At 63.4% G+C, this 25,832-nt stretch carries 19 protein-coding genes; 11 read left to right on the forward strand and 8 right to left on the reverse strand.

The features are described from left to right. Positions 1-147: 147 nt before the first annotated feature. A complete protein-coding gene (gene ggt, locus MCB86_RS18860) occupies positions 148-1,938 on the reverse strand; it encodes a gamma-glutamyltransferase (protein ID WP_239611857.1) in 1,791 nt (596 codons plus the stop codon). A 234-nt stretch (positions 1,939-2,172) separates the two neighbouring features. Between ggt and cysM the strand changes: the two genes are divergently transcribed. The 6 genes from cysM to MCB86_RS18890 all read left to right on the forward strand — a co-directional run bounded on the left by cysM (position 2,173) and on the right by MCB86_RS18890 (position 8,713). Next, a complete protein-coding gene (gene cysM, locus MCB86_RS18865; protein WP_239611858.1) occupies positions 2,173-3,075 on the forward strand; it encodes a cysteine synthase CysM in 903 nt (300 codons plus the stop codon). A 33-nt stretch (positions 3,076-3,108) separates the two neighbouring features. Next, on the forward strand, positions 3,109-4,464 hold the full coding sequence (gene rlmD, locus MCB86_RS18870; protein ID WP_239611859.1) for a 23S rRNA (uracil(1939)-C(5))-methyltransferase RlmD: 1,356 nt from the start codon (positions 3,109-3,111) through the stop codon (positions 4,462-4,464). Positions 4,465-4,566: 102 nt separating this feature from the next. After that, positions 4,567-6,813 carry a GTP diphosphokinase gene (relA, locus tag MCB86_RS18875; RefSeq protein ID WP_045162786.1) on the forward strand — a complete coding sequence of 749 codons (2,247 nt, stop codon included), beginning with the start codon at positions 4,567-4,569 and terminating at the stop codon, positions 6,811-6,813. 161 nt (positions 6,814-6,974) lie between these two features. Then, positions 6,975-7,805, forward strand: a complete 831-nt coding sequence (gene mazG / locus MCB86_RS18880; RefSeq protein WP_045162785.1) for a nucleoside triphosphate pyrophosphohydrolase — start codon at positions 6,975-6,977, stop codon at positions 7,803-7,805. Between the two features lie 105 nt (positions 7,806-7,910). Continuing rightward, a complete protein-coding gene (locus MCB86_RS18885) occupies positions 7,911-8,450 on the forward strand; it encodes a DUF2058 domain-containing protein (RefSeq protein WP_021207675.1) in 540 nt (179 codons plus the stop codon). 107 nt (positions 8,451-8,557) lie between these two features. Continuing rightward, positions 8,558-8,713: a hypothetical protein gene (locus MCB86_RS18890; RefSeq protein ID WP_239611860.1), complete on the forward strand. Its 156-nt coding sequence runs from the start codon at positions 8,558-8,560 to the stop codon at positions 8,711-8,713. Here MCB86_RS18890 and MCB86_RS18895 read toward each other — a convergent pair. Both MCB86_RS18895 and MCB86_RS18900 read right to left on the reverse strand, forming a co-directional pair. Further along, on the reverse strand, positions 8,686-9,411 hold the full coding sequence (locus MCB86_RS18895; protein WP_239611861.1) for a phosphoribosyltransferase: 726 nt from the start codon (positions 9,409-9,411) through the stop codon (positions 8,686-8,688). The two genes, MCB86_RS18890 and MCB86_RS18895, sit on opposite strands and share 28 nt — an antisense overlap. Positions 9,412-9,414: 3 nt before the next feature. Continuing rightward, positions 9,415-10,746, reverse strand: a complete 1,332-nt coding sequence (locus MCB86_RS18900; RefSeq protein WP_239611862.1) for an erythromycin esterase family protein — start codon at positions 10,744-10,746, stop codon at positions 9,415-9,417. A 182-nt stretch (positions 10,747-10,928) separates the two neighbouring features. Here MCB86_RS18900 and MCB86_RS18905 point away from each other — a divergent pair, with 182 nt between their 5' ends. Next, positions 10,929-11,162, forward strand: coding sequence for a hypothetical protein (locus MCB86_RS18905; RefSeq protein WP_045162782.1), 234 nt, complete (start codon positions 10,929-10,931; stop codon positions 11,160-11,162). A gap of 7 nt (positions 11,163-11,169) precedes the next feature. Here the strand turns inward: MCB86_RS18905 and pdeM are convergent, their stop codons facing one another. From pdeM to MCB86_RS18930, 5 genes are all read right to left on the reverse strand, one after another. Further along, the gene (pdeM, locus tag MCB86_RS18910; protein ID WP_239611863.1) at positions 11,170-11,826 is read right to left on the reverse strand and encodes a ligase-associated DNA damage response endonuclease PdeM; all 657 of its coding nucleotides are present in this window, start codon (positions 11,824-11,826) and stop codon (positions 11,170-11,172) included. Between the two features lie 97 nt (positions 11,827-11,923). After that, positions 11,924-14,527 carry a ligase-associated DNA damage response DEXH box helicase gene (locus MCB86_RS18915; RefSeq protein ID WP_239611864.1) on the reverse strand — a complete coding sequence of 868 codons (2,604 nt, stop codon included), beginning with the start codon at positions 14,525-14,527 and terminating at the stop codon, positions 11,924-11,926. Between the two features lie 136 nt (positions 14,528-14,663). Then, on the reverse strand, positions 14,664-16,373 hold the full coding sequence (locus MCB86_RS18920) for an ATP-dependent DNA ligase (protein ID WP_239611865.1): 1,710 nt from the start codon (positions 16,371-16,373) through the stop codon (positions 14,664-14,666). A 67-nt stretch (positions 16,374-16,440) separates the two neighbouring features. Continuing rightward, positions 16,441-17,457, reverse strand: a complete 1,017-nt coding sequence (locus tag MCB86_RS18925) for a ligase-associated DNA damage response exonuclease (RefSeq protein WP_239611866.1) — start codon at positions 17,455-17,457, stop codon at positions 16,441-16,443. A gap of 146 nt (positions 17,458-17,603) precedes the next feature. Further along, positions 17,604-18,167, reverse strand: a complete 564-nt coding sequence (locus MCB86_RS18930) for a hypothetical protein (RefSeq protein WP_239611867.1) — start codon at positions 18,165-18,167, stop codon at positions 17,604-17,606. 250 nt (positions 18,168-18,417) lie between these two features. On the opposite strand from MCB86_RS18930, the gene MCB86_RS18935 reads away from it, so the two are divergent. The 4 genes from MCB86_RS18935 to mdoH all read left to right on the forward strand — a co-directional run bounded on the left by MCB86_RS18935 (position 18,418) and on the right by mdoH (position 25,827). Continuing rightward, on the forward strand, positions 18,418-18,957 hold the full coding sequence (locus tag MCB86_RS18935; RefSeq protein ID WP_045162794.1) for a DUF3087 domain-containing protein: 540 nt from the start codon (positions 18,418-18,420) through the stop codon (positions 18,955-18,957). A 206-nt stretch (positions 18,958-19,163) separates the two neighbouring features. Further along, entirely contained in the window at positions 19,164-21,455 is a 2,292-nt protein-coding gene (gene bglX, locus MCB86_RS18940) for a beta-glucosidase BglX (RefSeq protein ID WP_239611868.1), read from the forward strand. 288 nt (positions 21,456-21,743) lie between these two features. Continuing rightward, entirely contained in the window at positions 21,744-23,261 is a 1,518-nt protein-coding gene (locus MCB86_RS18945) for a glucan biosynthesis protein G (RefSeq protein WP_239611932.1), read from the forward strand. Further along, positions 23,254-25,827 carry a glucans biosynthesis glucosyltransferase MdoH gene (mdoH, locus tag MCB86_RS18950; protein WP_239611869.1) on the forward strand — a complete coding sequence of 858 codons (2,574 nt, stop codon included), beginning with the start codon at positions 23,254-23,256 and terminating at the stop codon, positions 25,825-25,827. The genes MCB86_RS18945 and mdoH overlap by 8 nt, the downstream gene beginning before the upstream one ends. The last annotated feature ends 5 nt before the right edge of the window (positions 25,828-25,832 follow it).

A 25,832-nucleotide genomic window follows, 5' to 3' on the forward strand; every position in this document is an offset into this window, starting at 1 on the left:
CGCCGCTCTTGTGGGAGCCGCGCCCCCGCGGCGAATTCGGTTGGCGCGAATTCGAGGCCTGGGGTGATCCGGTCAGGCGTGCTCGACCTCATTCGGTCCGAGGTCGGGTCTCCCACAGAGCTTCGCTGAACGCCGCTTTTGGCTGGGCTATTCGCCCATCACTACGCCTTCGCGCCTTGGGTCGGCGCCGCCGAACCAACCGCTGCTGGTGCGCTGTATCGCCTGCAATCCGCTGGTCATCTCGACTTCGTTGACCTGATGCCCGCGGGCCTCAAGCGACTCCACCGTGGCTTCAGGGAAACGTCCGGCTTCGAGCACGGTGGGCCCGTTGAAACTGCCGAAGTTCGGCAGGTCGATCGCCCGTTGCGCATCCAGCCCCCAACCGTACATGCCCAGCAGGGTCTTCGCCGTGAAGTGGATGATCGCCGCACCGCCGGGTGAGCCGACGCTGGCGAGCAGCTGGTCGCCAGCGGCATTGAATACCAGCGTCGGGCTCATGCTCGAACGGGGGCGCTTGTTCGACTCGACCCGGTTGGCGATCGGCTGACCCTGAGCGTCACGCGGCTCGAAAGAGAAATCCGTGAGCTCGTTGTTCAATAGATAACCGCCAGGCAAGCCGGTACCGCCGTCGTTGAGCAGGCGTGAGCCGAAGGCCTGTTCGATGGTGGTGGTCATCGCCAGCGCATTGCCCTGTTCATCGACGATGCTGATGTGGCTGGTGCCGTATTCCGGCTGCGTGGGCTGGGAGGCGAACGTGACGGGCATCTCGCCTGGGTTACCTGGTTCGGCGGTCCCCATGCTGCGTGACTTGATCAGCTCGGCGCGCTGTTTGAGGTACTTGGGTGCGAGCATGCTGTTCCAGGTTCGCCCCGGTACCGGTACGAAATCGGGGTCGGCCAGGTACTTGGCGCGGTCCGCGTAGGCCAGCCGCGACGCTTCGGTGTAGTGGTGCAGGAATTCGGCCGATGGTACGCCCTGGTCTAGCGCCGGCAGCGGCGACAGCTGCTCGAGGATGCCGAGGATCTGCATCTGCGTGATGTGTCCGGAAGAGGGCGGCGGAAAACCGCATACCTGATAGCGCTGCTGCCAGAGGTTGCAGAGCGGATCGCGCTGACGCGGCTTGTAGACCTCCAGATCGCTGAGGGTTATTGCGCCGGCGTTGTAGTGCTCGTTTACCTGGCGGACCAACGCCTGGGCGTTGGCGCCTCGGTAGAAGGCATCGCTGCCGCGCTCGGCGATGTTGCGCAGCAGCTGGGCCAGGGCCGGGTTGCGCAGACGATGGCCCACCGGCCACGGCGACCCATCGGGCTGGTAGTAGAACGCGGCCGCCGGCGGGTTGTCGCGCAGCGCCGGATCGCTCTCGAGCAGTCCATGCAATCGCGGGCTGATTTCGAAACCGTCCTCGGCGAGACGGATGGCCGGCTGCATCAGCTCCCGCCAGGGGAGTTTGCCGTACTGCTGGTGGGCCTGTTCGAGCATTTTCACGGTGCCCGGAACGCCCACCGAGCGGCCGCCGACGACGGCCTGCTGGAAGTCCATCGGTTTGCCGTCAGGCTTCAGGAAGAGTGTTTCGTCGACCGCCGCCGGGGCGGTTTCGCGCCCGTCCAATGCCGTCACATGCGCGCCATCCCAATACAGCAGAAAGGCGCCGCCGCCGAGGCCGCTGGACTGCGGCTCTACCAGGCTCAGCACCATCTGGACGGCAACGGCCGCATCCATCGCGCTGCCGCCGGCCTTGAGGATCCTGTAGCCCGCCTCGGTGGCCAGCGGGTTGGCGGCAGCGACGGCGAAGCGCTCGGTGGCCCAGCCCGGCTTGGCGGTGTAACCGCTGGCGCGCTCCGGGGCTGGCGGCGTCTGGCTGGACGTGTCCGGGTTGGTGCAGGCGGTCAGGCTGGTGAGGAGAAACGTGAAGACCAGGGCGTCAGGTCTGACGGACATGGGGGGATTCCTTGTGGGAAACGCTGTTTAGAAGTGCTGCTTATAGACCTAGACCACTGGTAACTATCTGCCAAGCCCGATCGTTGCGTTTCTTCAGCGTTTCGTCCGCTGAGTCCGCGGTGCTAACGGAGCTGGCGGTGGGCAATTGTCGATCGAGGCCAAGCGGTCTGCCCGTGTCCGATAGTTGCCGGTATCATGTGCGCCTTCCCAAATGCCGCTCGGTTCATCGACGCCATGACAATTCAGTACCCGACCATCGCCGATTGCGTCGGCAAAACCCCACTGGTTCGCCTGCAGCGTCTGCCCGGCGAAACCAGCAATACCATTCTGGTCAAGCTCGAAGGCAACAATCCTGCCGGCTCGGTGAAGGATCGCCCGGCTCTGTCGATGATTGCGCGCGCCGAGGCACGCGGCGACATCAAGCCCGGCGACACGCTGATCGAGGCCACTTCCGGCAATACCGGCATCGCCCTGGCCATGGCCGCGGCAATCAAAGGCTACAAATTCATTCTGATCATGCCCGATAACTCCAGTGCTGAACGCAAGGCGGCGATGACCGCCTACGGCGCCGAGCTGATTCTGGTGAGCAAGGACGAAGGCATGGAAGGCGCCCGTGACCTTGCCGTGAAAATGGCCGCTGAGGGCCGTGGCAAAGTGCTCGATCAGTTTGCCAACGGCGACAACCCCGAGGCGCATTACAGCAGCACCGGGCCCGAGCTCTGGCAGCAGACCCAGGGCGGCATCACTCACTTCGTCAGTTCCATGGGTACCACCGGCACCATCATGGGCGTTTCGCGCTACCTCAAAGAGCAGAACCCGGAGATCCAGATCATCGGCCTGCAACCCATGGAGGGCGCATCGATCCCCGGTATCCGCCGCTGGCCGCAGGAATACCTGCCGAAGATCTACCAGGCCGAGCGCGTTGACCGCATCGTCGACATGGCCCAGGAAGAGGCTGAGCGCGTGATGCGCCGCCTGGCCCGCGAAGAAGGCATCTTTTGCGGTGTGTCGTCTGGCGGCGCGGTGGCGGCTGCACTGCGGTTGTCGCAGGAAGTCGAGAATGCGGTGATCGTCGCGATCATCTGCGATCGTGGCGACCGCTATCTGTCGACGGGCGTTTATGACCAGCCCAACTGATCGCACCGTGCGGGCCCAAGGCGGAACCTGCTGATGGCCAAACGCAGTGGCGGCTTGCGCTTCCAGCCCAGCGGTGGCCAGAAGAAGCAGCAGATCCCGACCGGCAAGAAGCAGCGGCTGAGCGTGCAGCGGCTGGCCAATGACGGTCGCGGCATCGCCTTCGTCGACGGCCGCACCTGGTTCGTCGAGGGAGCCTTGCCCGGCGAAGAGGTCGAAGCGCGTGTCCTGACGGCGCGCAGCCAGATCGTCGAAGCGCGCAGCGAGCGGGTGCTGACCGCCAGCACGCAGCGCCGTATCGAGCCCTGCGCACATGCGCGCGTCTGCGGCGGTTGCACGCTGCAGCACCTGCCGGCGACCGAGCAGCTGGCGCTGAAGCAGCGCAGCCTCGCCGAGCAGTTGTCGCGGCTGGCAGGAATCGAACCGCAGGAATGGGCGGCACCGCTGAGCGGGCCCGAGTTCTGTTATCGCCGGCGCGCCAGGCTGGCCGTGCGCTGGGACAACAAGGCCCGGCGGCTGGACGTTGGTTTCCGTGCCAGCGCCAGTCAGGACATCGTCGCCATTCATGAATGCCCTGTGCTGGTACAGGCCTTGCAGACGCTATTGCCGGCTCTGCTGGCCGTGTTGCATGCGCTGGACAAGCCGCAGGCGATCGGCCATGTGGAACTGTTCAGCGGCACCGCCGAAGCCGTGCTGGTGCGCCATACGGTTGCGCTGGCCGAAGCGGATCTGCAGCGCCTGACCGCCTTCGCACACGAACAGAGCGTACAGCTCTGGCTGCAAGGCGAGGGCGCGCCGCAACCGTTGGACACCGCGTATGCCCTGGGCTACAGGCTGCCGGCGTGGGACCTGGAACTGGCCTGGCGGCCCGGTGATTTCGTTCAGGTCAACGCCCCGGTGAATGAGGCGATGGTGGTGCAGGCACTGGAATGGCTGGCGCCCGAAGCGGGCGAGCGGGTACTGGATCTGTTCTGTGGGCTCGGCAACTTCGCCCTGCCTCTGGCCCGTGCCGGGGCGCAGGTGGTCGCGGTGGAGGGGGGCGAGGAGATGGTCGAGCGCGCACGCACCAATGCAGCGCACAACGGCCTGAACGGTATGCACTTTTATCAAGCGGACCTGTCGAAGCCGCTTGTCGAGGCGCAGTGGGCCGAAGGCGGCTTTGCCGGGGTGCTGCTCGACCCGCCGCGCGACGGCGCGTTGGAAATGGTGCGGCAGATGACGACTTTAGGCGCAAGGCGTGTGGTCTATGTTTCATGCAACCCTGCGACGCTGGCGCGCGACGCAGCCGAGTTGATCGGCCAGGGTTATCGGCTGAAACGGGCCGGCGTGCTGGACATGTTCCCGCAAACCGCACACGTCGAGGCCATGGCGTTGTTCGAGCGACCGGAATAACAGCGGATTTTTTTCGACAGGCAAGCGGCCTGTGGTTCAACCGACCGACTCCCAGAAAGTCGGCGTATTCGACGCAGAAACTGCGTAGAGGAAAGTAGAAAGATGGTCCAGGTCAGAGCGCTTCAGCCGATCAACACCGACGGCAGTATCAATCTCGATGGCTGGCTCGATCATGTGTTGGGGATGGACCCGGCACTCGACCGCGACGCACTCAAGCAAGCCTGCGAGTTCGCTCGCGCAGCCGAACAGCAGGCCAACGCGGCACAGAATCTGTGGAGCGAAGGCACCTCCAGCTACCAGACCGGCCTCGAGATCGCTGAAATACTTGCCGACCTCAAGCTCGACCAGGACAGTCTGGTGGCCGCGGTGATCTACCGCGGCGTACGCGAGGGCAAGATTCAGCTGGCGGAGGTGCACCAGAAGTTCGGCCCGGTGGTGGCCAAGCTGATCGAAGGCGTGCTGCGCATGGCTGCCATCAGCGCCAGTCTCAACCCGCGTGAGTCGTTGGTGCTGGGGACCCAGACCCAGGTAGAAAACCTGCGCAAGATGCTGGTGGCCATGGTCGATGACGTTCGCGTCGCGCTGATCAAGCTGGCCGAGCGCACCTGCGCCATTCGCGCGGTGAAGAACGCCGATGACGACAAGCGCCACCGCGTTGCTCGTGAAGTCTTCGATATCTATGCGCCGCTGGCTCATCGCCTGGGCATCGGGCATATCAAGTGGGAGCTGGAGGATCTGTCCTTCCGCTACCTCGAGCCCGAGCAATACAAGCAGATCGCCCAGCTGCTGCATGAGCGCCGGCTGGATCGAGAGCAGTACATCCAGAACGTTGTCCAGCAACTCAAGGATGAACTGACCGCTACCGGTATTCACCCCGAAATCGACGGTCGCGCCAAGCACATCTATTCGATCTGGCGGAAGATGCAGAAAAAGGGCCTGCAGTTCAGCCAGATCTATGACGTTCGCGCCGTGCGCGTGCTGGTGCCGGAAGTCCGCGACTGCTACACCGCGCTGGGTATCGTGCATACCCTGTGGCGACACATTCCCAGGGAGTTCGACGACTATATCGCCAATCCGAAGGAAAATGGCTACCGTTCGCTGCATACCGCCGTGCTCGGCCCGGAAGGTAAGGTGCTTGAGGTGCAAATCCGTACCCAGGCCATGCACGAGGAAGCCGAACTGGGCGTATGTGCGCACTGGCGCTACAAGGGCACTGACGTCAATTCCGGCTCCAACCACTACGAAGAGAAAATTTCCTGGTTGCGTCAGGTGCTCGAGTGGCACGAGGAACTGGGCGATATCGGTGGTCTGGCCGATCAGTTGCGAGTGGATATCGAGCCGGACCGGGTCTATGTATTTACCCCGGATGGCCATGCGATCGACCTGCCCAAGGGCGCGACGCCGCTGGATTTCGCTTACCGCGTGCACACCGAGATCGGCCATAACTGCCGTGGCGCCAAGATCAACGGGCGCATCGTACCGCTGACCTACAGCCTGCAAACCGGCGAACAGGTCGAAATCATTACCAGCAAGCACGGCTCGCCGAGTCGTGACTGGCTGAACCCGAACCTGGGCTACATCACTACCTCGCGCTCGCGGGCGAAGATCGTCCATTGGTTCAAGTTGCAGGCCCGTGATCAGAACGTCGCGGCCGGCAAGGCGCTGCTCGAGCGTGAGCTCGGACGCCTGGATCTACCCCCGGTGGACTTCGACAAGCTGGCGGAAAAAGCCAACCTGAAGACCGCCGAGGACATGTTCGCCGCGCTCGGTGCAGGCGACCTGCGTCTGTCCCAACTGGTCAATCATGCGCAGCAATTGGTGGAGCCGGATGGCCACGTCGCCGATCAGCTCGAACTGATTCCCCGGCGCCCGACCAGCACCCGACCGGGCAAGCGTGGTGATGTACAGATCCAGGGCGTCGGCAATCTGCTCACGCAGATGGCAGGCTGCTGCCAGCCGCTGCCGGGCGACCCCATCGTCGGCTATATCACGCTGGGCCGTGGTGTCAGCATCCACCGCCAGGATTGCGCCTCGGTGCTGCAACTGGCTGGGCGCGAGCCGGAGCGGATCATCCAGGTCAGCTGGGGGCCGATCCCGGAGAAAACCTACCCGGTCGATATCGTCATCCGTGCTTACGATCGTTCTGGCCTGCTGCGAGATGTGTCGCAGATTCTGCTCAACGAGCGGATCAACGTGCTCGCCGTCAATACGCGTTCGAACAAGGAAGACAGCACCGCGCAGATGACCCTGACCATTGAAATACCGGGGCTGGATGCGCTGGGAAGGCTGCTGAGCCGTATTTCTCAGCTGCCCAATATCATCGAAGCCAAGCGCCAAAGAGCTGCGTAAGGTACAAGGCCGGCGGAATCGCCGGTCGCGTCACGGTGGATGGGTGACGCGTCAGCTACGCGCCCCGATCCACCCTACAATCGGCTTGACTCCGTAGGGTGGATGTCGCTTTTTACATCCACCGAATTGCCGCAACGGCTGCCGCTTGCCCGAGGACTCCCATGTACCAGCTCAATGACCTACTGCACCTGATGGCCCGGCTGCGCGATCCGCAGCACGGCTGCCCATGGGACTTGCAGCAGGATTACGCCAGCATCGTGCCGCATACCCTCGAAGAGGCCTACGAGGTGGCGGATGCCATCGAGAGCGGTGACTTCGATCATTTGCCCGGTGAGCTGGGTGATCTGCTGTTCCAGGTCGTCTATTACAGCCAGCTGGCGAAAGAAGAAGGACGTTTCGAGTTCGATGCGGTGGTCGACGGGATCACCCGCAAGCTGCTGCGTCGGCATCCGCATGTCTTCCCTGACGGCGATCTCTACGGCTCGCCCGAGCTGCCCCGTCTCGATGAGGCAGCCATCAAAGCGCGCTGGGAAGAAATCAAGGCCGAGGAACGCGCGGAGAAATCCGCCGCGCCGGAGCAGTTGTCGCTACTCGACGATGTGCCGAACGCGCTGCCTGCCTTGAGCCGCGCTGCCAAGCTGCAGAAGCGCACCGCCCAGGTCGGTTTCGACTGGCCGGACGCACTGCCGGTAGTGGACAAGGTCCGCGAGGAGCTGGACGAAGTGCTCGAAGCCATGAGCGAGAACGATCCCGAGGCGATCGCCGAGGAGATTGGCGACCTGCTGTTCGTCGTGGTGAATCTGGCGCGGCACCTGAAGGTCGATCCGGAAAACGCCCTGCGTGCGGCCAACGGCAAGTTCGAACGTCGCTTCCGTTTCATCGAGCAAGCCTTGCGAGACAGCGGACGGGCCATCGAAAATTGCGACCTTGAAACACTCGACGCGCTGTGGGGCGAGGCCAAGAAAGCCGAGCGCTCATCGTCCTGCGGCTAGCCGCGAGGGTGGATGTCGCTTTTCACATCCACCACAATGCGCTCCAGCGCCATTACGCATGTTTACCTGCGTCCATTTTGAATTCATCACGAGACGAGCCGACACATGAGTCTTTCCCTTCGCGATCAGCTGCTCAAAGCCGGGCTGGTCAATGAGAAGCAGGCCAAGCAGGCCGGCAAGCAGCAGCAGAAACAGCAACGCCTGGTGAAGAAAGGCCAGATCGAAAAGGATGACTCTCAGCGTGAAGCGGCACTCAAGGCCCAGGCTGAAAAGCTCGCCCGCGATCAAGAGCTGAACCGTCAGCAGCAGGAAAAAGCCGCGCAGAAAGCCCGTACCGCGCAGATCAAGCAACTGATCGAAACCAGCCGCCTGCCCAAGCTGACCACCGAGGATTACTACAACTTCGTTGACGACAAGAAGGTCAAACGCCTCTCGGTGAACAAACTGATGCGTGACAAGCTGTCCAGCGGCTCGCTGGCCATCGTCCGCCACGGAGGTGGTTACGAGGTGATCCCGCGCGAGGCGGCGCTGAAGATTCAAGAGCGCGACCCGCGCCGCATCGTGCAGCTCAATACCCAGACCGAAGCCCCGGATGCGGACGATCCTTACGCCGCCTACCAGATCCCTGATGATCTGATGTGGTAATACCTGGCCATCACGTCCGACAGATGGACGGATCGAACCCGATGACGCGCCCTCTACTGATATAGACCAGCCGGAACTGCCGGCCAAATGTAGTGGAGGGCAACGACATGGGAAACATCCATTATGCGGACCCGTTGGACGGGTTCGACCTGCAGGCCAATGGCGTGCCAGGCGATCCGGAAGAGCCCGGTGTACCGGATCTACCGAGTGAGCCGGGCGAGCCGACCATTCCGGATCAGCCGCCGCCCGCTCCGGTGGCTTGACTTCCCGTACTTGCCTCCGGCGTGTCGGTAGCGAAGGCCTGAGCGCGCGCGAGCAGGTCGACGACCTGCTCGTCACTCGTCTGATCGAAGTCACCGTAATGGCGGCCGACACCGATGAATGGTTCGGGCATCGCCAGGCAGACCAATTCGTCCACCTCCGTTCTCAGCATCTCGATTTCCTCACGCGGCCCCACGGGCACGGCGAGCACGATTCTGCTGGGGCTCGATTGCTTCAGTCCCTTCAGCGCAGCTCTCACGGTCGCGCCCGTGGCGACGCCGTCGTCGATGACTATCACGCAGCGGCCGTTAAGCGCAGGTGCGGCTCGCTCGCCACAGTAACGTTGGCGACGGCGCTCCAGTTCCGCGAGTTGGTGCTGCATTTCCTTCTCGAACCAGTTGGGGGGTGGTGCGATCTGGTTGAACAACTCCTGATTGATGACCCATTTCGGTTCTGCGCCGTCGACCACGGCGCCCAGTGCCAACTCCTCATTGCCGGGCGCACCAATCTTTCGCACCAGCACCAGATCGAGCGGTGCCTGGAGGATACGCGCCACCTCGAAGGCAACTGGGACGCCGCCTCGGGGTAGGGCGAGCACCAGCGGTTTCAGGTCGGCCAAGTGCTGCAGTGCTTCGGCCAGTTCCTGGCCGGCATGGCTGCGGTCGCGAAATAGATGGGATTCAGACATGTACGCACGCATGACTCACTCTCCGAATGGGTAGGTATCCGGAACGATTTCATCGTCGATCTGCTGAGGGCCGATCGGCGTCACCGCGGTGGTCTGCTCTAGCCAGATCAGGGCGTCGAACTGTTCAGACAGTATGGCCTGGAAATAATGACTCTGGCGTTCGGTCGCCGGACGGTAGATCACGCCGATGGCTCGCTCCAGACGCGGCCTGGCTAGGGCCTGGCGCAACGGCGCATCGTCGCGCCAGCTGGTCAGTGACGCTGCGATACCGGTGCGCAGGAACAGCTGCTCCCAACTATCCGGGCGCGACGGGCGGACCTGCTTGAGTTGCATCGGCTCGTCCCAGTTGTCCGCAGCCGCCACCTCGCCGCGATCGGTGGCCATGCCGATCAGCACCGCGTCGCGCCCGAAGGCCGTACGGCACAGCTCACCGATATTGAACTCGCCGCCCCAGCCCATGGATGTTGCGGCGGCATTGCCTATATGCGAGTTGTGCGCCCAGACCACAGCCTTGGCATCGGCGCCACGGTGCTCCAGCAATGCGCGGAGGGTGTCGAACATGTGCCGGTCGCGCAGGTTCCAGGATTCTGCCGAGCCCTGGTACATGGCCCGGTAGTACTGCTCCGCAGCGAGTACCACGCGGGCGTTGCGCTCGGCATTGAAGAAGCTGGCGCCGTCCCGTTCAAGGTATTGCAGCCGCTGATCGAGCAGCGCACGCAATTGCTCGACCACCGCGTCCTCACAGGACGGCTCGCCGAGCATCACCTGATGGCCGTAGATGGCCGGCTCTTCATGCCAGGGGCTGAGGCAACCATAGCGGCGGCGCGCAGCGCTGGCAGCCTGCGGATCGACGCGGTCGAGGTAGTCCAGCACTTCCCGGATCGAGGAGCCGAGGCTGTAAACGTCCAGGCCGCGAAACTCCACGCGTCGCTCGAGTGCCAGGGCTTCGTTGTGACTGCGCAACCAACCGGCGAAATTGGCGACTTCCTGGTTGCGCCACATCCAGGTCGGGAAGCGCTTGAAACCTTCCTCAACCCAGCTCGGTGGCTGTTGGTGGCGTACGTAGCGGTCGATCTTCGCCGCATCCGGCCAGTCCGCTTCGGCGGCGATGATGTTGAAACCGTGGTGCTCGACCAGCCGTCGGGTAATGGCGGCTCGGGCGCGGTAAAACTCCGAAGTGCCGTGGCTGGCCTCACCGATCAGTACGACCCGGGCGTCGGAGAACGCGTCGAAGTGTGCCGCAAACGCCGGGTCGTCGATCGCAGGCAGCGGCGTCGCATGGTGACGCAGCAGTTCAACCAGTTGTTCCTCGGTCGTCTCGGTAGACCTTGGGCGTGATCGAATCATGGCCTCGTCTCCTGTTCTCCTCTCTACCGATGACCTACGCTCTAAGGCCCTGTTCAGACCGTTCAGCAGGTCGTCCGAATCAAGCATAAGCGGCAGAACCGAACACGACGGGCTAGTCTCTAAACAAAGCGACGCCGATATCGGCGAACGAATTGCCGAAGGCGCTAGAAGAGGGGGCATCCATGACAACTTGGATCATCGCGTACAGCAAAGACGGCAACACTTCCATCCTCCGAACCGAATCCGATCACCAGCCGGATATCGACGAGGCGGTAGCGCTGGTTACGCAAAAGGCCGAATTGGACTATGCCGGAGAGGACGATGCTTACGAGCATGATCCGGATATAGAGGAAACACCGGCCACACGCTTGGCCGAGCGCTTTGGTATCACCGTAACCGGTATTTCGCAGGCCTGATTGCCGGTCAAGCCACTCGCCACACGCTGTTATCCCCAACCACAAACAGACGCCGACCCGCGTTTGCGCCGACTTCCATCATTCCGGTGAAATCGCCAAACGCGGGAAGCAGGCTCACTCGCTCGCCGATGCAGAAGCAGGGCAGGCGCAGGTGCTGGCGCCCACGCCCAGTGAGGCGGAAAGCCGGGTGCAGATGACCGGCCAGCACGTGGTGAGTGGCGTGCGGGTCGGGCTCATGCTGCAGCGCGAAAGGGCCGAGCAGCAGCGGTTCGGGGACGACGGTCAGGTCGAGATACGCTGGCGGATCACCGGCACGCCGATCATGGTTGCCGCGAATCAGCGTGATAGCGAGTTCAGGATGACTGGCGCGCCAATGCTGGAGTTGCGTCAGGACGGCGGGCGTCTGGGATTCCGGCGCGTGCAGGAAGTCGCCGAGAAATATCAGCTGATGGCATGGGTAGCGCGCCAGCAGCGCGTCGAGCCGCAGCAGATTGGTTTGTGTGGTGCCATGCGGCACTGGCTGTCCGAGACGACGATACGCGGCGGCCTTGCCGAAGTGGATGTCGGCGATCAGCAGCGTCTGGCGTTCTGGCCAGTAGATGGCCTTGTCGGCGAGCAACCAGAGCTCGGTCTGTTCCAGCTCAATGGGCAGGTGTGGGGTCATGCAAGCAAGTCTATCGCGGGCTTGCGCGTGTTCCCATGCATCTGCGGCACGGGCGCGCCTCCCACCAATCCGGGTGCAGGGCTGTTTTCGCGGCAGACTATGGTTTCGCCTTTTTCAATCGGGGCGTTCCGTCCTTGGTCTTGCGCGGCTTGCGCTTCGGGTTGGTTTCGCGTTCAACCGCGATCTGGGCATTCGCTTCCGGCTGATAGCCGCCTGGCCCTGCGGCCTTGTCCAGCTCGGCGACCATCCGCCGAATGCGATCGGCCAGCTTCTCCGAGCTCATGCTTTCGCGGAACCGCTCGACCATCAGCGGGAACGCCAAGGGTGTGGTGCGCCTGACCGGATGAATATCCAGCCGGCGCTGCTGCAGCCGCGTTAGTGTGTGTTCCAGTCGCTCGACTTCCAGTTCCTGGCGCAGCACTTCTTCCTCGGCCTGGGTCAGTAGCAGATTGCTTGGGTCGTACTGACGGAACACATCGAAGAACAGTCCGCTGGAAGCCTGCAGTTGCCGCGCGCTTTTCTGCGCGCCGGGATAACCGGAAAACACCAGCCCGGCGATGCGGGCGATTTCGCGAAAACGCCGGCGCGCCAGTTCGCCGGCGTTGAGGCTGGCGAGTACGTCATGCAGCAGATCGTCCCGACTGAACAAGGTCGGGGTCAGCCAGTGCTGCCAGTCCACTTCGGTCGCCGAGAGCAACTCGAAGCCATAGTCGTTCACCGCGATGGAAAAGGTCACGGGCTGCCGCTGACCCATGCGCCAGGCCAGCAAACTGGCAAGCCCCAGATGCACGTGACGTCCCGCGAACGGGTAAAGAAACAGGTGCCAGCCCTCGCGGGACTTCATTACCTCAGCCAGCAGCGTGGTTTCGGTCGGCAGCGTCGACCAGCCCATCTGAACCCGCAGCAACGGCTCTACCAGGTGCATTTCATCGCCGGCAAACTCGCCACGCGAGGCGGCGCCGAGCTGCTCGACCACGGCATCGGCGAGTTCGCTGGATAGAGGCATGCGGCCACCATTCCAGCGCGGCACGGCGGCTTTCCTGCCCGTGGCGCGGCTGACGTAGGCGGTCATGTTCTCGACCCGCACCAACTCCAACAGCCGGCCGGCAAACAGGAAGTTGTCGCCGGGGCGCAGGCGGGCAATGAAGCCCTCTTCGATGGTCCCCAAGGCGCGACCGCTGCCACCCTTGGCCCAGAATTTCACCGTCAGGCTGGCATCGCTGACGATGGTGCCGATGCTCATCCGATGGCGGAGCGCGACACGCCGACTGGGGACCTTCCATAGGCCCGTTTCGTCCGGTTCGACCCGTTGATAGTCCGGGTAAGCCGTTAGCGAGTGCCCGCCGTGGCGGACGAAGGCCAGTGCCCATTGCCATTGCGAGTCGTCCAGTTCGCGATAGGACCAGGCTTGTCGGACTTCGGCGAATAAGTCGTCGGGACGAAAACCGCCGCCCAGCGCCATGCTGACCAGGTGTTGCACCAGCACGTCCAGCGGCCGATGCGGCGCGCTGCGTGCCTCGATCCGTCGTTCGGCAACCGCGACCTTGGCCGCAGCGGCCTCCACCACCTCGAAGCTGTGGGTCGGCACCAGGGTGACTCGAGAGGCCCGTCCCGGCGCGTGACCGGAACGGCCGGCGCGTTGCATCAGCCGCGCTACTCCTTTGGGAGAGCCGATCTGCAGCACTCGCTCGACCGGCAAGAAATCCACGCCCAAATCCAAGCTGGAGGTGCAGACCACGGCCTTCAACGCGCCCTGCTTGAGGCCCTGCTCGACCCAGTCGCGTACCTCGCGTGCCAGCGAGCCGTGGTGCAGGGCGATCAACCCGGCCCAGTCCGGGCGCGCATCGAGAATTGCCTGGTACCAGAGCTCCGACTGCGAACGGGTATTGGTGAAGACCAAGGAGGTGGCGGCCGAGTCAATCTCCTCAACCACCTGCGGTAGCATGCGCAGGCCGAGATGGCCGGCCCAGGGGAAGCGCTCGATGCTCGGCGGAAGCAGGGTGTCGACGTGCAGCTCCTTGTCGACCTTGCCCTGCACCAGCCGACCCTTCCCGGGGTGCAGCAGGACGTCCAGCGCGTGCGGCTGATTGCCCAGCGTCGCGGAGAGGCCCCAGACGATCAGCTCCGGCATCCAGCGGCGCAGCCGGGCCAGCGCCAGTTGCAGCTGGACGCCGCGTTTGTTGCCGAGTAGCTCGTGCCACTCGTCCACCACCAGCATGCGCAAGCCGGCAAAGGCCTGACGGGCATCAGCGCGGGTGAGCAACAGCGTCAGGCTTTCCGGCGTGGTGACCAGTGCGCTGGGTAGCCGTCGGCTCTGGCGTGCACGCTCGGTGCTGGAGGTATCACCGGTGCGCAGGCCCACGCGCCAATTGATGCCCAGATCGTCCAGCGGCGCTTGCAGCGCGCGGGCGGTGTCGGCCGCCAGCGCCCGCATTGGCGTGATCCAAAGAACGGTCAGGGGCGCGGGCTGGTCCGAAGGTGCGGTCTTCTTCAGCGGTTCGTTTTTAGCATTCGGCGCGGCGGCGAATCTATTCAGCGCACCGAGCCAGACCGCGTAGGTTTTTCCGGACCCGGTCGTGGCGTGGAGCAGACCGGATTCGCCGTTCTGCACGGCCTGCCATACCTCCTGCTGGAACGCGAAAGGCTGCCAGCCTCGGCTGCCGAACCAGAATTCGGGCAGGGTTGGTGCTTTTAACGGCATGGGTGGCGCCGCGCAAAGGGTACGGTTGGTAATTGCTCCCGTACGGGAGCGTGGGGACGCTCAATTGGCGCGCGGCGATGGGTGAAACCCATCGAAGCACGGTTCGCAGACCTAGGCGAGCATTGCCGGCAGTTGCTCATCCGAGCAATTCCTTCAACGTCTCCAGGCTATCCGCCTCGTCCACCGGCTTGTCCAGGCGCCAGCGCAGCATGCGTGGAAAGCGGACGGCGATGCCGCTCTTATGACGGCTGCTGGCGGCAATGCCTTCGAAGCCGAGTTCGAACACCAAGGTCGGCGTCACGCTGCGTACCGGGCCGAATTTCTCCACGGTGGTCTTGCGCACGATGGCGTCGACCTTGCGCATCTCTTCGTCGGTGAGACCCGAATAGGCCTTGGCGAACGGTACCAGCTTGCGCTCGGGATCGCCCGGCTCGCCGTCCCACACGGCAAAGGTGTAATCGGTATAAAGGCTGGCGCGACGCCCATGACCGCGCTGGGCGTAGATCAACACGGCATCGATGGAATAGGGATCGATCTTCCATTTCAACCAGACGCCGACGTCCTTGGTACGGCCGACACCGTACTGCGCCGCGAGCGCCTTGATCATCATGCCTTCGACGCCCAGGGCGCGTGAGGCCTCGCGCTGGCGGGCCAGGTCTGGCCAGTCGTTTCCCTCCACCCGCGGTGAGGTCATCAGGCGCGGGCTGGGGCATTGCTCAACCACCGCCTCGAGTCGCTGTCGGCGCTCGCGCAGCGGGCGTTGTCGCCAGTCATCGCCCTGCCATTCCAGCAGGTCGTAGGCGAGCACGGCGACCGGCGCGTCTTGCAGCACCTTGGCGGTGAGGTTCTTGCGGCCGATGCGTTGTTGCAGCAGGGCGAACGGCTGCACGCCGAATCGCTCTGAGCCACCTGCTGGCTGGCCTTGGTGGACGTCGAACAACTCATTCGGCGACGCGTCGGGGGCATGCTTCCAGACCAGGATTTCCCCGTCGATCACCGTGCCGTCCGGCAGGCCGTCGGCCAGCTCGCACAGTTCCGGAAAGCGATCGCTGACCAGCTCCTCGCCGCGCGACCAGATCCAGATCGGCCCGTCGCGTTTGACCAACTGGGCGCGGATGCCGTCCCACTTCCACTCGACGAGCCAGTTCTCCGGCGGGCCGAGTAGGGTGTCGAACTCTTCGACCGGTGCCTGCAGCGAATGAGCGAGAAAGAAGGGATAGGGTTGGCCGCCGCGTTGCGCATGTTCGTGTTCGGACTCGTCGGCGATCAGCGCCAGGTAGCCCTCGGCGCTAGGGCGGTGAGACAGGTCGGTGTAGCCCACCAGCCGCTGCGCCACGCGTTTAGGATCGAGATCGACCAGCGAGGCGAGCGCCCGCGTCACCAGCAGCTTGGAAACGCCGACACGGAACGCGCCGGTGATCAGCTTGATGCAGACCATCAAGCTAAGTCGGTCCAGCTGCGCCCAGAGCATTGGCAGGCGCTCCGCCAATTGCTCCGGCGGCAGGCCGCGTAGGGGCAGTAATTTGTCCTGCATCCACACCGCGAGTCCGTCGTCCGAGCTGTGCTGGGTTTCGGGAATCAACAGCGAAATGGTTTCGGCCATGTCGCCGACTGCCTGGTAACTCTCCTCGAACAACCACTCCGGCAACCCCGAGGCCTGCATCGCGGTCTCGCGCAGCACGCGGGTCGGCACCAGCTGACGCGGCCGGCCGCCGGCCAGGAAATAGACGGCCCAGGCCGCATCGGCGGGGTCGGCTTCGCGGAAGTAGTCGCGCATGGCCGCCAGCTTGGCGTTGCTCGAGGTGGTGGCATCGAGACGGCTGTAGAGGGTGGCGAAGGCTTTCATCGGCAGCCGCCTTCAGGGGACGCCTGAGCGGACTCGCTATGCGGATAGCGCGAATAGAGCAGGTGGGTCATTCAGCCTCCTGGGTATTCGCGTCGTCTTCTTCCCCGTATTCGGTCTCGAAGGCCAGGGCATCGAGCCCTCGTATCTCACGCAGATAGCGCACCAGCACCGGCACCGAGCCGTGGGTCACCATCACCCGCTCGGCGCCGGTCTGCTCGATGGCCCAGAGCAGGCCGGGCCAGTCGGCATGGTCGGACAGCACGAAGCCGCGATCCACGCCGCGCCGGCGGCGGGTGCCACGCAGCATCATCCAGCCGCTGGCGAAGGCATCGGCGTAGTCGCCGAAACGGCGCATCCAGGTACTGCCACCGGCAGAGGGCGGGGCGAGGACGAGCGCCTGCTTGAGCCGCGGATCGCCTTTTTTCAGGTCGCCGGCATACACGGTGGGTGGCAGATAGACGCCGCCCTCGCGGTATACCTTGTTCAGCGGCTCGACGGCGCCATGGACGACGATGGTGCCGATGGTTTCATCCAGCCCATGAAGGATCCGTTGCGCCTTGCCGAAGGCGTAGCAGAACAGCACGCTCGGCCGGCCCGCGGCGGCGTTGGCGCGCCACCAGTCGTTGATCTCGCGGAATACTTCGGCTTGCGCGGGCCATTTGTAGATCGGCAGGCCGAAGGTCGATTCGGTGATGAACGTATGGCAGCGCACCGGCTCGAAGGGCGCGCAGGTCCCGTCCGGCTCCACCTTGTAATCGCCCGAGGCGACCCAGACTTCGCCCTTGTGCTCCAACCGCACCTGGGCCGAGCCGAGCACGTGGCCGGCTGGGTGGAAGCTGAGCTTCACTCCGTGATGCTCGATGGATTCGCCGTAGGCCAGCGTCTGTAGCGGCATGTCGGCGGCGATGCGCGAGCGCAGGATGCCTTCGCTGTCGCTGGAGGCCAGGTAATGGTCCATGCCCCAACGCGCGTGATCGCCGTGGGCATGGGTGATGACGGCGCGCTCTACCGGCCGCCAGGGATCGATGTAGAAATCACCGAGTGGACAGTAGAGACCTTCGGGGCGGGCAACGACGAGATCCATGAATACAGGCACTTGGCGGGCTTGTAGGGTTGGAGCACGGCGCAGCGCTGCGAGTTCGCTCGCGGGGACACTGGTGGGCTAAAGCCCACCTAACGAAGGTGTGCTCACCAAGGTGAGCATCTAAGGGACGGCTGGGGTACGGGCGATCAGTCCTGCAATTTGAGATGCGAGGTGTCCGGCACGGGCGCGTCGCTGGCGCGGCGCCGTTCGCCCATGTCGCTGCCCACCGGGGCGAGGCTGAACTGTGACAGATCGACAGCCGGAGGCTCGGCAGCGGGGCGGGCATCCTGCAGGTCGGCACCGACGGGCGCGATGCCGAAATCCGGCGCCTCGACATCGGCGAACGCGGCCATGTATTCGTCACGTGGCGCCACTTTCAGCGGACCTGGGGTCGTGCCGGTCTGTGTGGAAGCGGTCGGTTGTGTGGCCGTTGGCGGCGTCTCTACTGGTGGCGGGGCGAGCTCGATTTCCTCAACCTCCACCGGCATCGGTCTGACCTCGGCGACGGCACCGGCGCGGGCCATGGCCGTGCGGTATTTCTCCACGCTGGCATGGTCGAGGTCCTGCTTGATCACGATGCGGCGACCGGAAAACAGCACGGCGATCCGTTGGGCATCGGCCTGGAACAGACGGGCCAGGTTGGCCTCGACCTGTTCGAGCGTAGCGCCCGGTGCGAGCTCACCGGAAAACGAGATCTCGTAGCGGCTCATGATGGTGGTCCTTTTTCTGGGCGGCGGCGATTCGCTGATCATAGAGGCTGCGGTGGGTGCGTGAAAGTCGATGTGCCCGCTTCGGTAGCGGCGTCACGCCTTTGGATGGAAGGAGATTCAGACACAGCCCCATCGTTCGCTGTCAACTGATGCAATCGCTGTCCGGCGTCAGCTGTCCGGCGGTGAGCTGGGTGATAATGTGGCCCCGGCTGCTGCCTTGCTCAGCCTGCTCAACCAAGGGATCGCGAACATGGTGGTATTCGAAATCAAGCCTCTCAATCCTGAGGCCTATCGGCAGCAGACACGTCGCAGCACGCTGGTGATAGTGGCGACCTTCGCGGTGCTGGCGATGGGGCTGGCCGCATTGGCCGTCGCGCTGTTCGGCGATCCGGGCACGGATAACTTGCGCTGGAACATCGCCGGCGTCGCGCTCGGACTCTTTCTGACCGCCGCTCTGGTGCGTTTCGTCTACTGGAAACAGCCCTGGATGACGGCTGCCGCCTATGGCTGGCGGCTCAAGCGCAGCCTGATGAGCGTGACCAACCTCATGCACCACGTGACCGCAGGCATCGCGGCGGACGATCCGGAGGCGATCAAGCTGCTGCGTTTTTATCACCTCGGCCTGACGCAGATGCATCAGTTGGACGGCAACAGTGCATCGCTTGGTGAAGTCAGGGGCGACATCGAGCGGCACCGCCAGTTGATGGAGGCACGCGGGCTGGATCCCGATCAGCAGGCGCTGGACGACGCCTGGCTCGGCTCGGTGAAGCGTTTCGCCGCGGTGAAATAACAGCTGATCGAATACCGTGCGAGCGGGTTTCCGCTGAGCCGCGCGCTGGGCAAGTCGACCCCGATGCGGGAACGCGGGCGTGTTGCGCTCGTATATCACTGGTTGCGCGCTCGTGGAGTATCCATACTCAGCAGTTGTTCCAGCCGGTCCATACCGGCCCCCAGTGGTTCGTCCATACGCCTCGCAGGCCAAGGAATATCCAAATAATGAAAAGGCTTTATCTGCTCGGTCTGATCGCCGGTCTTTCGTTGCAATCGGCCGCTGCCGAGCCACCATCTTCGTTGTTGGACAACAAGCCGGCATTCATCGCCAGTCTTATCGAGCAGATGACGCTGGAAGAGAAGATCGGTCAATTGCGGTTGATCAGCATCGGCGCAGACATGCCGCGTGAGCGCATCCTCGAAGAGCTGGCAGGCGGCCATATCGGTGGCACCTTCAATACGGTCACGCGTGCCGACAACCGCCCGATGCAGGAAGCAGCCCTGCGCAGCCGGTTGAAGATCCCGATCTTCTTCGCCTACGACGTGGTGCACGGCCATCGGACAATTTTCCCCATCGGGTTGGGACTGGCGTCGAGCTGGGACTTAGATGCCATCGCTACCAGCGGACGCGTATCGGCCATCGAAGCCAGTGCTGACGGGCTGGACATGACTTTCGCGCCCATGGTCGATATTTCCCGCGATCCACGTTGGGGGCGGACGTCCGAAGGCTTTGGCGAAGACCCTTATCTGGTCTCTGAAATTGCTCGCACCGTGGTTCATGCCTATCAAGGCGAATCACCGGCCGCGCCTGATAGCGTGACTGCCAGCGTCAAGCACTTCGCCCTTTACGGTGCGGTCGAAGGCGGACGCGACTACAACGTGGTGGACATGAGTCCGATGCGCATGCATCAGGATTTCCTGCCGCCCTATCACGCCGCCATCGACGCAGGGGCGGGTGGGGTGATGGTTGCGCTGAACTCCATCAACGGCGTGCCAGCCAGCGCCAATACCTGGTTGTTGCAGGATCTGCTGCGGCGCGATTGGGGATTCGATGGCATCGCCATCAGCGACCACGGCGCGATCAGCGAGCTGCTGCGTCATGGCGTGGCGAGCGATGGACGCGAGGCCGCCCGGTTGGCGATCAAGGCTGGCATTGACATGAGCATGGCCGACTCGTTGTATCGCCAGGAGCTGCCAGGCCTGGTGGAGTCGGGCGAGGTCGGAATCGGTGAAATCGACACGGCGGTGCGCGAAGTGCTCGGCGCCAAGTACGACATGGGCCTGTTTCACGATCCGTTTCGGCGTATCGGCGCGGCCAAGGACGACCCGAAAGACGTCAATGCGGAAAGCCGGCTGCACCGTCAGGCGGCGAGGGAGGTTGCGCGCCAGTCGATCGTATTGCTGGAAAACCATGCCCAGACGCTGCCGCTGACCAAGCGCAGCACCGTCGCGTTGGTCGGCCCGCTGGCCGATTCGCCTATCGACATGATGGGCAGCTGGTCCGCAGCGGGGGTCGCTAAACAATCGGTGACGCTGCGCCAAGGCCTGCTCGATGCACTGGGAGAGGAGGAGAATTTGCTCCATGCACGGGGCGCTAACATCACGGACGACCCGCATATGGTCGAATATCTGAACTTTCTCAACTGGGATAACCCCGAGGTGGTGCAGGACTCGCGCTCGCCCGAGGCGATGATCGATGAGGCGATAGCGGTCGCGAAGCAGGCCGACGTGATCGTCGCTGCGGTGGGCGAATCGCGTGGCATGTCCCACGAGGCTTCGAGCCGTACCAGCCTGCAGATCCCACCAAGCCAACAGGCGCTCCTGAAGGCACTCAAGGAAACCGGTAAGCCGCTGGTGCTGGTGCTGATGAATGGCCGACCGCTGGACCTCAACTGGGCGAAGGCGAATGCCGATGCAATCCTGGAAACCTGGTTCACCGGCACCGAAGGCGGCAATGCCATCGCCGACGTACTGTTCGGCGATTACAACCCCTCCGGCAAGCTGCCGATCTCCTTCCCGCGCTCGGTGGGACAGATCCCGACCTATTACAACCACCTGCGAGTCGGCCGACCCTACGTAGAGGGCAAGCCTGGCAACTACACGTCGCAGTATTTCGAAGAGCCCAATGGACCGCTTTATCCCTTCGGTTATGGCCTGAGCTACACCGATTTCGAGCTGTCCGAGGTGCGTTTGTCGAGCCCAACCATGCCACGTGGAGGTAGCCTCGAAGCCAGCGTAATGGTGAAGAACATCGGGCAGCGTGACGGCGCCACCGTGGTGCAGCTGTATATCCGCGATGAGGTGGCTTCGGTGATTCGTCCGGTGAAGGAACTCAAGGCCTTTCGCAAGGTCGCCCTCAAAGCGGGAGAGGCGCGAGAGATCCGTTTCAGCCTGGACGAAGACGACCTGAAATTCGTCAATGCGCAGCTGCAACGTGTCGCCGAACCAGGCGAGTTCGAGGTGCAGGTCGGGCTGGATTCGCAACACGTGACGCAAGGGCGTTTCAGGTTGCAGTGAGGTGTCGCGGTCGCCGTTGGGCGTCGCGCGCCTGGCCCTCTCGGACTGGCGATGCAGAGCTGCTCGGCGACCGCAAAAAGTCTTCTTCAGGTAGCTATCCGGCGCTTGTGCGGCATGGGATGATTCGCCGCTTCGCTTGTTTACGCAGGGAATCATTTCCCGTTGCGGTAGACCAACGAGAGCAAACCGGGCCGGAAAACGGTCGGCGGTAATCGTGATAGCTCAGGAGGCGATGTGTCACGTACCTTTCATTTCGGAACAGGCGCTCGCAAAGGGCGGGCGCTGGGAATGGCGTTGAGTCTGTGCATGAGTCTGTTTGCCAGCCATGGCTGGGCATTCAACCTCGACGATGTAGCGAAAAAAGCTGAAAAACTGGCGGCGCAGGATTACGCAGCGCCGCAGAGCAATCTGCCGCCGGTGTTTCGCGACATGGCGTTCGCCGATTATCAGCAACTTCGCTTTCGGGGCGACAAGGCACTCTGGCACGACGAGCCGACGCCGTTCGAGGTGCAGTTCTACCATCAGGGCATGCACTTCAACGTGCCAGTGAAGATCAACGAGATCACCGCTGCGGGGGTCGAAGAGGTCCGCTACGAGCCGGAAATGTTCGACTTCGGCAAGGTGCAGATCGACCCTGCATCATTGAAGAATCTCGGCTTCGCCGGTTTCAAGGTGCTCTATCCGCTGAACAAGGCGGACAAGGCGGATGAGCTGATGACGCTGCTCGGCGCCAGCTATTTCCGCGTTATCGGCAAGGGGCAGGTGTATGGCCTGTCGGCCCGCGGTCTGGCGATCGACACGGCGCTGCCGAGCGGTGAGGAATTTCCGCGCTTCCGCGAGTTCTGGGTCGAGCGCCCGCAAGCCGATCGGCGCAATCTGGTGATCTATGCGCTGTTGGATTCGCCTCGTGCCACCGGGGCCTACCGAATGGTGGTCACGCCCGGCAAGGACAGCACCGTCGACGTCCAGGCACGGGTCTATCTGCGCGAGCCGGTGCAGAAGCTCGGTATCGCTGCGCTCACCAGCATGTATCTGTTCGGCGCCAACCAACCCAGCGCCTTGCTCAATTACCGTCCGCAGCTGCATGACTCCGAAGGGCTGGCGATCCATACCGGCGCTGACGAGTGGATCTGGCGACCGCTTAATAACCCCAAGCGGCTGTCGATCAGCAGCTACAGCGTTGAAAATCCCCGTGGTTTCGGACTGCTTCAGCGCACTCGGGACTTCGGCCGTTACGAGGATCTGGACGATCGTTACGATCTGCGCCCGAGCGGCTGGGTGGAGCCCCGGGGCGACTGGGGCAAAGGGCGTGTGGAGCTCATAGAGATCCCCACACCGGACGAAACCAACGACAACATCGTTGCCTTCTGGGTGCCCGAACAACGGCCGGAGCCAGGTGAGCCGCTGAACCTCGACTATCGCCTGCACTTCACCATGGACGAGCCGGCGCTGCATGATCCCGCGCTGGCCTGGGTCCACCAGACGCGTCTGTCCACCGGCGATGTGAAGCAATCCAACCTGATCCGCCAACCCGATGGCAGTACCGCCTTGATCGTCGATTTTGTCGGCCCCAACCTGGCCGAGCTGGCGGCGGATGCGCCGGTCAGCACACGGGTGAGCATCGGCGACAATGCCGAGCTGGTGGAGAACAACCTTCGGCATAACCCGGTGACCAAGGGCTGGCGTCTGACATTGCGGTTGAAGGTGCGCGATCCCAAACGGCCGGTCGAGCTGCGCGCCGCGCTGGTGGATGGCGAGAAGACGCTGTCCGAAACCTGGAGCTACCAGATTCCTACTCATGAATAACCCTGGGGAACCTTCGATAGCAGGCCGCTATGTCAGCCAGCTACCGCTCGATGTCGAGCAACGTCAGGTCTTGCTTCACGAGGTGGAGCAGGCCGGCGGTGGGCTGGAGGATGTGCACCGGGTTCTGGCGCGCACGCTGCCTGCCTCCAGTGACGGTGAGGCGCAGGCAGACGAACCGCTGGGCTCGGTCGCCGCACGGTTGAAGCTCGGCTGGGGGAGCGTTCTGGAGCGTGCCAGGGCGCTCGGGCTCGATCATCAAGGGCGTGTCTGCATTCATTCGACGCCGCCTATCGTGCGTACTCGAATGGTGCCAGAGCCCTGGCATACCAACGTGTTGCGTCTGAGCTGGTGGCGTTTTCTACGCAAGAAGAACCGCACGGTTGAGCTGCCCCCCGCTCAGTCCGTTGATCGCTCGGGCTGGCGTCAGGTCGCAGCCTTCCGACGCACGACCTTGCTCGTGTTGATGCTGGTACAGACCGTCATCGCCACCTGGCACATGAAATCAGTGCTGCCGTACCAGGGTTGGGCGCTGGTGGATCTACAGGAAGTGTTCCAGCAGCCATGGCAGGAGTCTGCGAGGCAGATCCTCCCCTACGTGGTTCAAACCAGCATTCTGATGCTGTTCGCGTTGTTGTTCTGCTGGGTATCGGTGGGTTTCTGGACGGCGCTGATGGGCTTCTTCCAGCTGCTTAAAGGTCATGACCGATACAACATCTCGGCCAATACTCTGGGTGACGAACCGATTCCGCGCGAGGCGCGCACCGCGCTGGTGATGCCGATCGCCAACGAAGACGTCCCAAGGGTGTTCGCCGGTTTGCGGGCGACCTACGAGTCGCTCAAGGCGACCGGGCAAATCGAGCATTTCGATATCTTCGTGCTCAGCGACAGCAACGATCCGGACACCTGCGTCGCGGAGCAGAAGGCCTGGCTGGAGGTTTGCCGGGATGTCGGCGGCTTCGGCCACATCTTCTATCGCCGTCGCCGTCGCCGAGTGAAGCGCAAGAGCGGCAACATCGACGACTTCTGCCGTCGCTGGGGCAGCAGCTATCGCTATATGGTGGTGCTCGACGCCGACAGCGTGATGAGCGGCGACTGCCTGACCAGCCTGGTGCGGCTGATGGAAGCCAATCCAGGTGCGGGTATCATCCAGACCGCTCCGAAGGCGTCGGGCATGGATACCCTCTATGCACGGATGCAGCAGTTCGCGACGCGGGTATACGGCCCGCTGTTCACTGCCGGGCTCAATTTCTGGCAGTTGGGCGAGTCCCATTACTGGGGGCACAACGCGATCATTCGGGTCAAACCCTTCATCGAGCATTGCGCCTTGGCGCCGCTGCCGGGCAAAGGCGCCTTCGCCGGCGACATCCTGTCCCACGATTTCGTCGAGGCCGCATTGATGCGGCGGGCTGGCTGGGGGGTATGGATCGCCTACGATCTGCCGGGCAGCTACGAAGAGCTGCCACCGAACCTGCTCGATGAGTTGAAGCGCGACCGCCGTTGGTGCCACGGCAACCTGATGAACTTCCGGCTGTTTCTGGTCAAGGGCATGCACACCGTGCATCGTTTCGTGTTCCTCACGGGTGTCATGTCTTACCTGTCGGCCCCGCTCTGGTTCGTCTTCCTGGCCTTGTCGACCGGGCTGCTGGCGATCCACACGCTGATGGTGCCGGAGTACTTTCTGCAGCCGAACCAACTTTACCCGCTGTGGCCACAATGGCATCCGGAGGAAGCCATTGCGCTGTTCTCGGCGACCTTGACGCTGCTCTTCCTGCCGAAGCTGCTCAGCGTGCTGCTGATTTGGATTCAGGGCGCCCACGAGTATGGCGGGCGCATTCGCCTGTTGCTGTCGATGCTGTTGGAAACCCTGTTTTCGATGCTGGCGGCACCGGTGCGCATGCTGTTTCACACGGTATTCGTCACCGCTGCGTTTCTCGGTTGGTCGGTGCAGTGGAACTCACCGCAGCGCGCCGACAACGCCACGCCCTGGAGCGAGGCCCTACGTCGGCATGGTTCGCAGATGCTCCTGGGCGTGCTCTGGACGGGTCTGGTCGCCTGGCTCGATCCGGCGTTCCTGTGGTGGTTGGCACCGATCGTGGTGTCGCTGATCCTCTCGGCTCCGGTGTCGGTGATCACCAGTCGCACCGGCCTGGGACTCGCAGCCTTTCGCCGCAAGTTGTTTCTGATTCCGGAGGAGTTCAATCCGCCGCAGGAGTTGGCTTCGACCGATCGCTACACTCGGCAGAACCAGGACAACGCCTTGCACGACGGCTTCCTCGCCGCGACGGTTGATCCGATCTACAACGCGCTGGTGTGTGCAATGGCACGGGCGCGTCACGCCAAGGTAGTACCCGGTGCCGAACTGCTGCGAGAGCAGCGCCTGCAGCAGATTCTCGAGGCCGGCCCCAACGGTTTAGTCGAAGCGGCACGCTGGCGCCTGCTCAACGATCCGGACGGTATGGCGCGACTGCACCATCTCGTCTGGCAGGAGCAGCGCTATCAGGGTTGGCGCGATGCCTACCGTCAGTCCAGCCAGAACCAGGCGCTGCCTGAAACCCCGCCCAGCTGACACCG

Origin of the sequence: Pseudomonas sp. KSR10 (genome assembly GCF_022355455.1) — a bacterium.
GTDB classification, from domain to species: domain Bacteria; phylum Pseudomonadota; class Gammaproteobacteria; order Pseudomonadales; family Pseudomonadaceae; genus Stutzerimonas; species Stutzerimonas stutzeri_E.

What these genes read in the sequence shown, in the direction of transcription:
- relA (WP_045162786.1), top strand. Translation starts at nt 4,567, where the DNA reads ATGGTCCAGGTCAGAGCGCTTCAGCCGATCAACACCGACGGCAGTATC.
- MCB86_RS18930 (WP_239611867.1), bottom strand. Translation starts at nt 18,167, where the DNA reads ATGAGCCGCTACGAGATCTCGTTTTCCGGTGAGCTCGCACCGGGCGCT.
- MCB86_RS18895 (WP_239611861.1), bottom strand. Translation starts at nt 9,411, where the DNA reads ATGCGTGCGTACATGTCTGAATCCCATCTATTTCGCGACCGCAGCCAT.
- cysM (WP_239611858.1), top strand. Translation starts at nt 2,173, where the DNA reads ATGACAATTCAGTACCCGACCATCGCCGATTGCGTCGGCAAAACCCCA.
- pdeM (WP_239611863.1), bottom strand. Translation starts at nt 11,826, where the DNA reads ATGACCCCACACCTGCCCATTGAGCTGGAACAGACCGAGCTCTGGTTG.
- rlmD (WP_239611859.1), top strand. Translation starts at nt 3,109, where the DNA reads ATGGCCAAACGCAGTGGCGGCTTGCGCTTCCAGCCCAGCGGTGGCCAG.
- MCB86_RS18920 (WP_239611865.1), bottom strand. Translation starts at nt 16,373, where the DNA reads ATGAAAGCCTTCGCCACCCTCTACAGCCGTCTCGATGCCACCACCTCG.
- MCB86_RS18900 (WP_239611862.1), bottom strand. Translation starts at nt 10,746, where the DNA reads ATGATTCGATCACGCCCAAGGTCTACCGAGACGACCGAGGAACAACTG.
- MCB86_RS18925 (WP_239611866.1), bottom strand. Translation starts at nt 17,457, where the DNA reads ATGGATCTCGTCGTTGCCCGCCCCGAAGGTCTCTACTGTCCACTCGGT.
- MCB86_RS18885 (WP_021207675.1), top strand. Translation starts at nt 7,911, where the DNA reads ATGAGTCTTTCCCTTCGCGATCAGCTGCTCAAAGCCGGGCTGGTCAAT.
- ggt (WP_239611857.1), bottom strand. Translation starts at nt 1,938, where the DNA reads ATGTCCGTCAGACCTGACGCCCTGGTCTTCACGTTTCTCCTCACCAGC.
- MCB86_RS18890 (WP_239611860.1), top strand. Translation starts at nt 8,558, where the DNA reads ATGGGAAACATCCATTATGCGGACCCGTTGGACGGGTTCGACCTGCAG.
- MCB86_RS18905 (WP_045162782.1), top strand. Translation starts at nt 10,929, where the DNA reads ATGACAACTTGGATCATCGCGTACAGCAAAGACGGCAACACTTCCATC.
- mazG (WP_045162785.1), top strand. Translation starts at nt 6,975, where the DNA reads ATGTACCAGCTCAATGACCTACTGCACCTGATGGCCCGGCTGCGCGAT.
- mdoH (WP_239611869.1), top strand. Translation starts at nt 23,254, where the DNA reads ATGAATAACCCTGGGGAACCTTCGATAGCAGGCCGCTATGTCAGCCAG.
- MCB86_RS18945 (WP_239611932.1), top strand. Translation starts at nt 21,744, where the DNA reads ATGGCGTTGAGTCTGTGCATGAGTCTGTTTGCCAGCCATGGCTGGGCA.
- MCB86_RS18915 (WP_239611864.1), bottom strand. Translation starts at nt 14,527, where the DNA reads ATGCCGTTAAAAGCACCAACCCTGCCCGAATTCTGGTTCGGCAGCCGA.
- bglX (WP_239611868.1), top strand. Translation starts at nt 19,164, where the DNA reads ATGAAAAGGCTTTATCTGCTCGGTCTGATCGCCGGTCTTTCGTTGCAA.
- MCB86_RS18935 (WP_045162794.1), top strand. Translation starts at nt 18,418, where the DNA reads ATGGTGGTATTCGAAATCAAGCCTCTCAATCCTGAGGCCTATCGGCAG.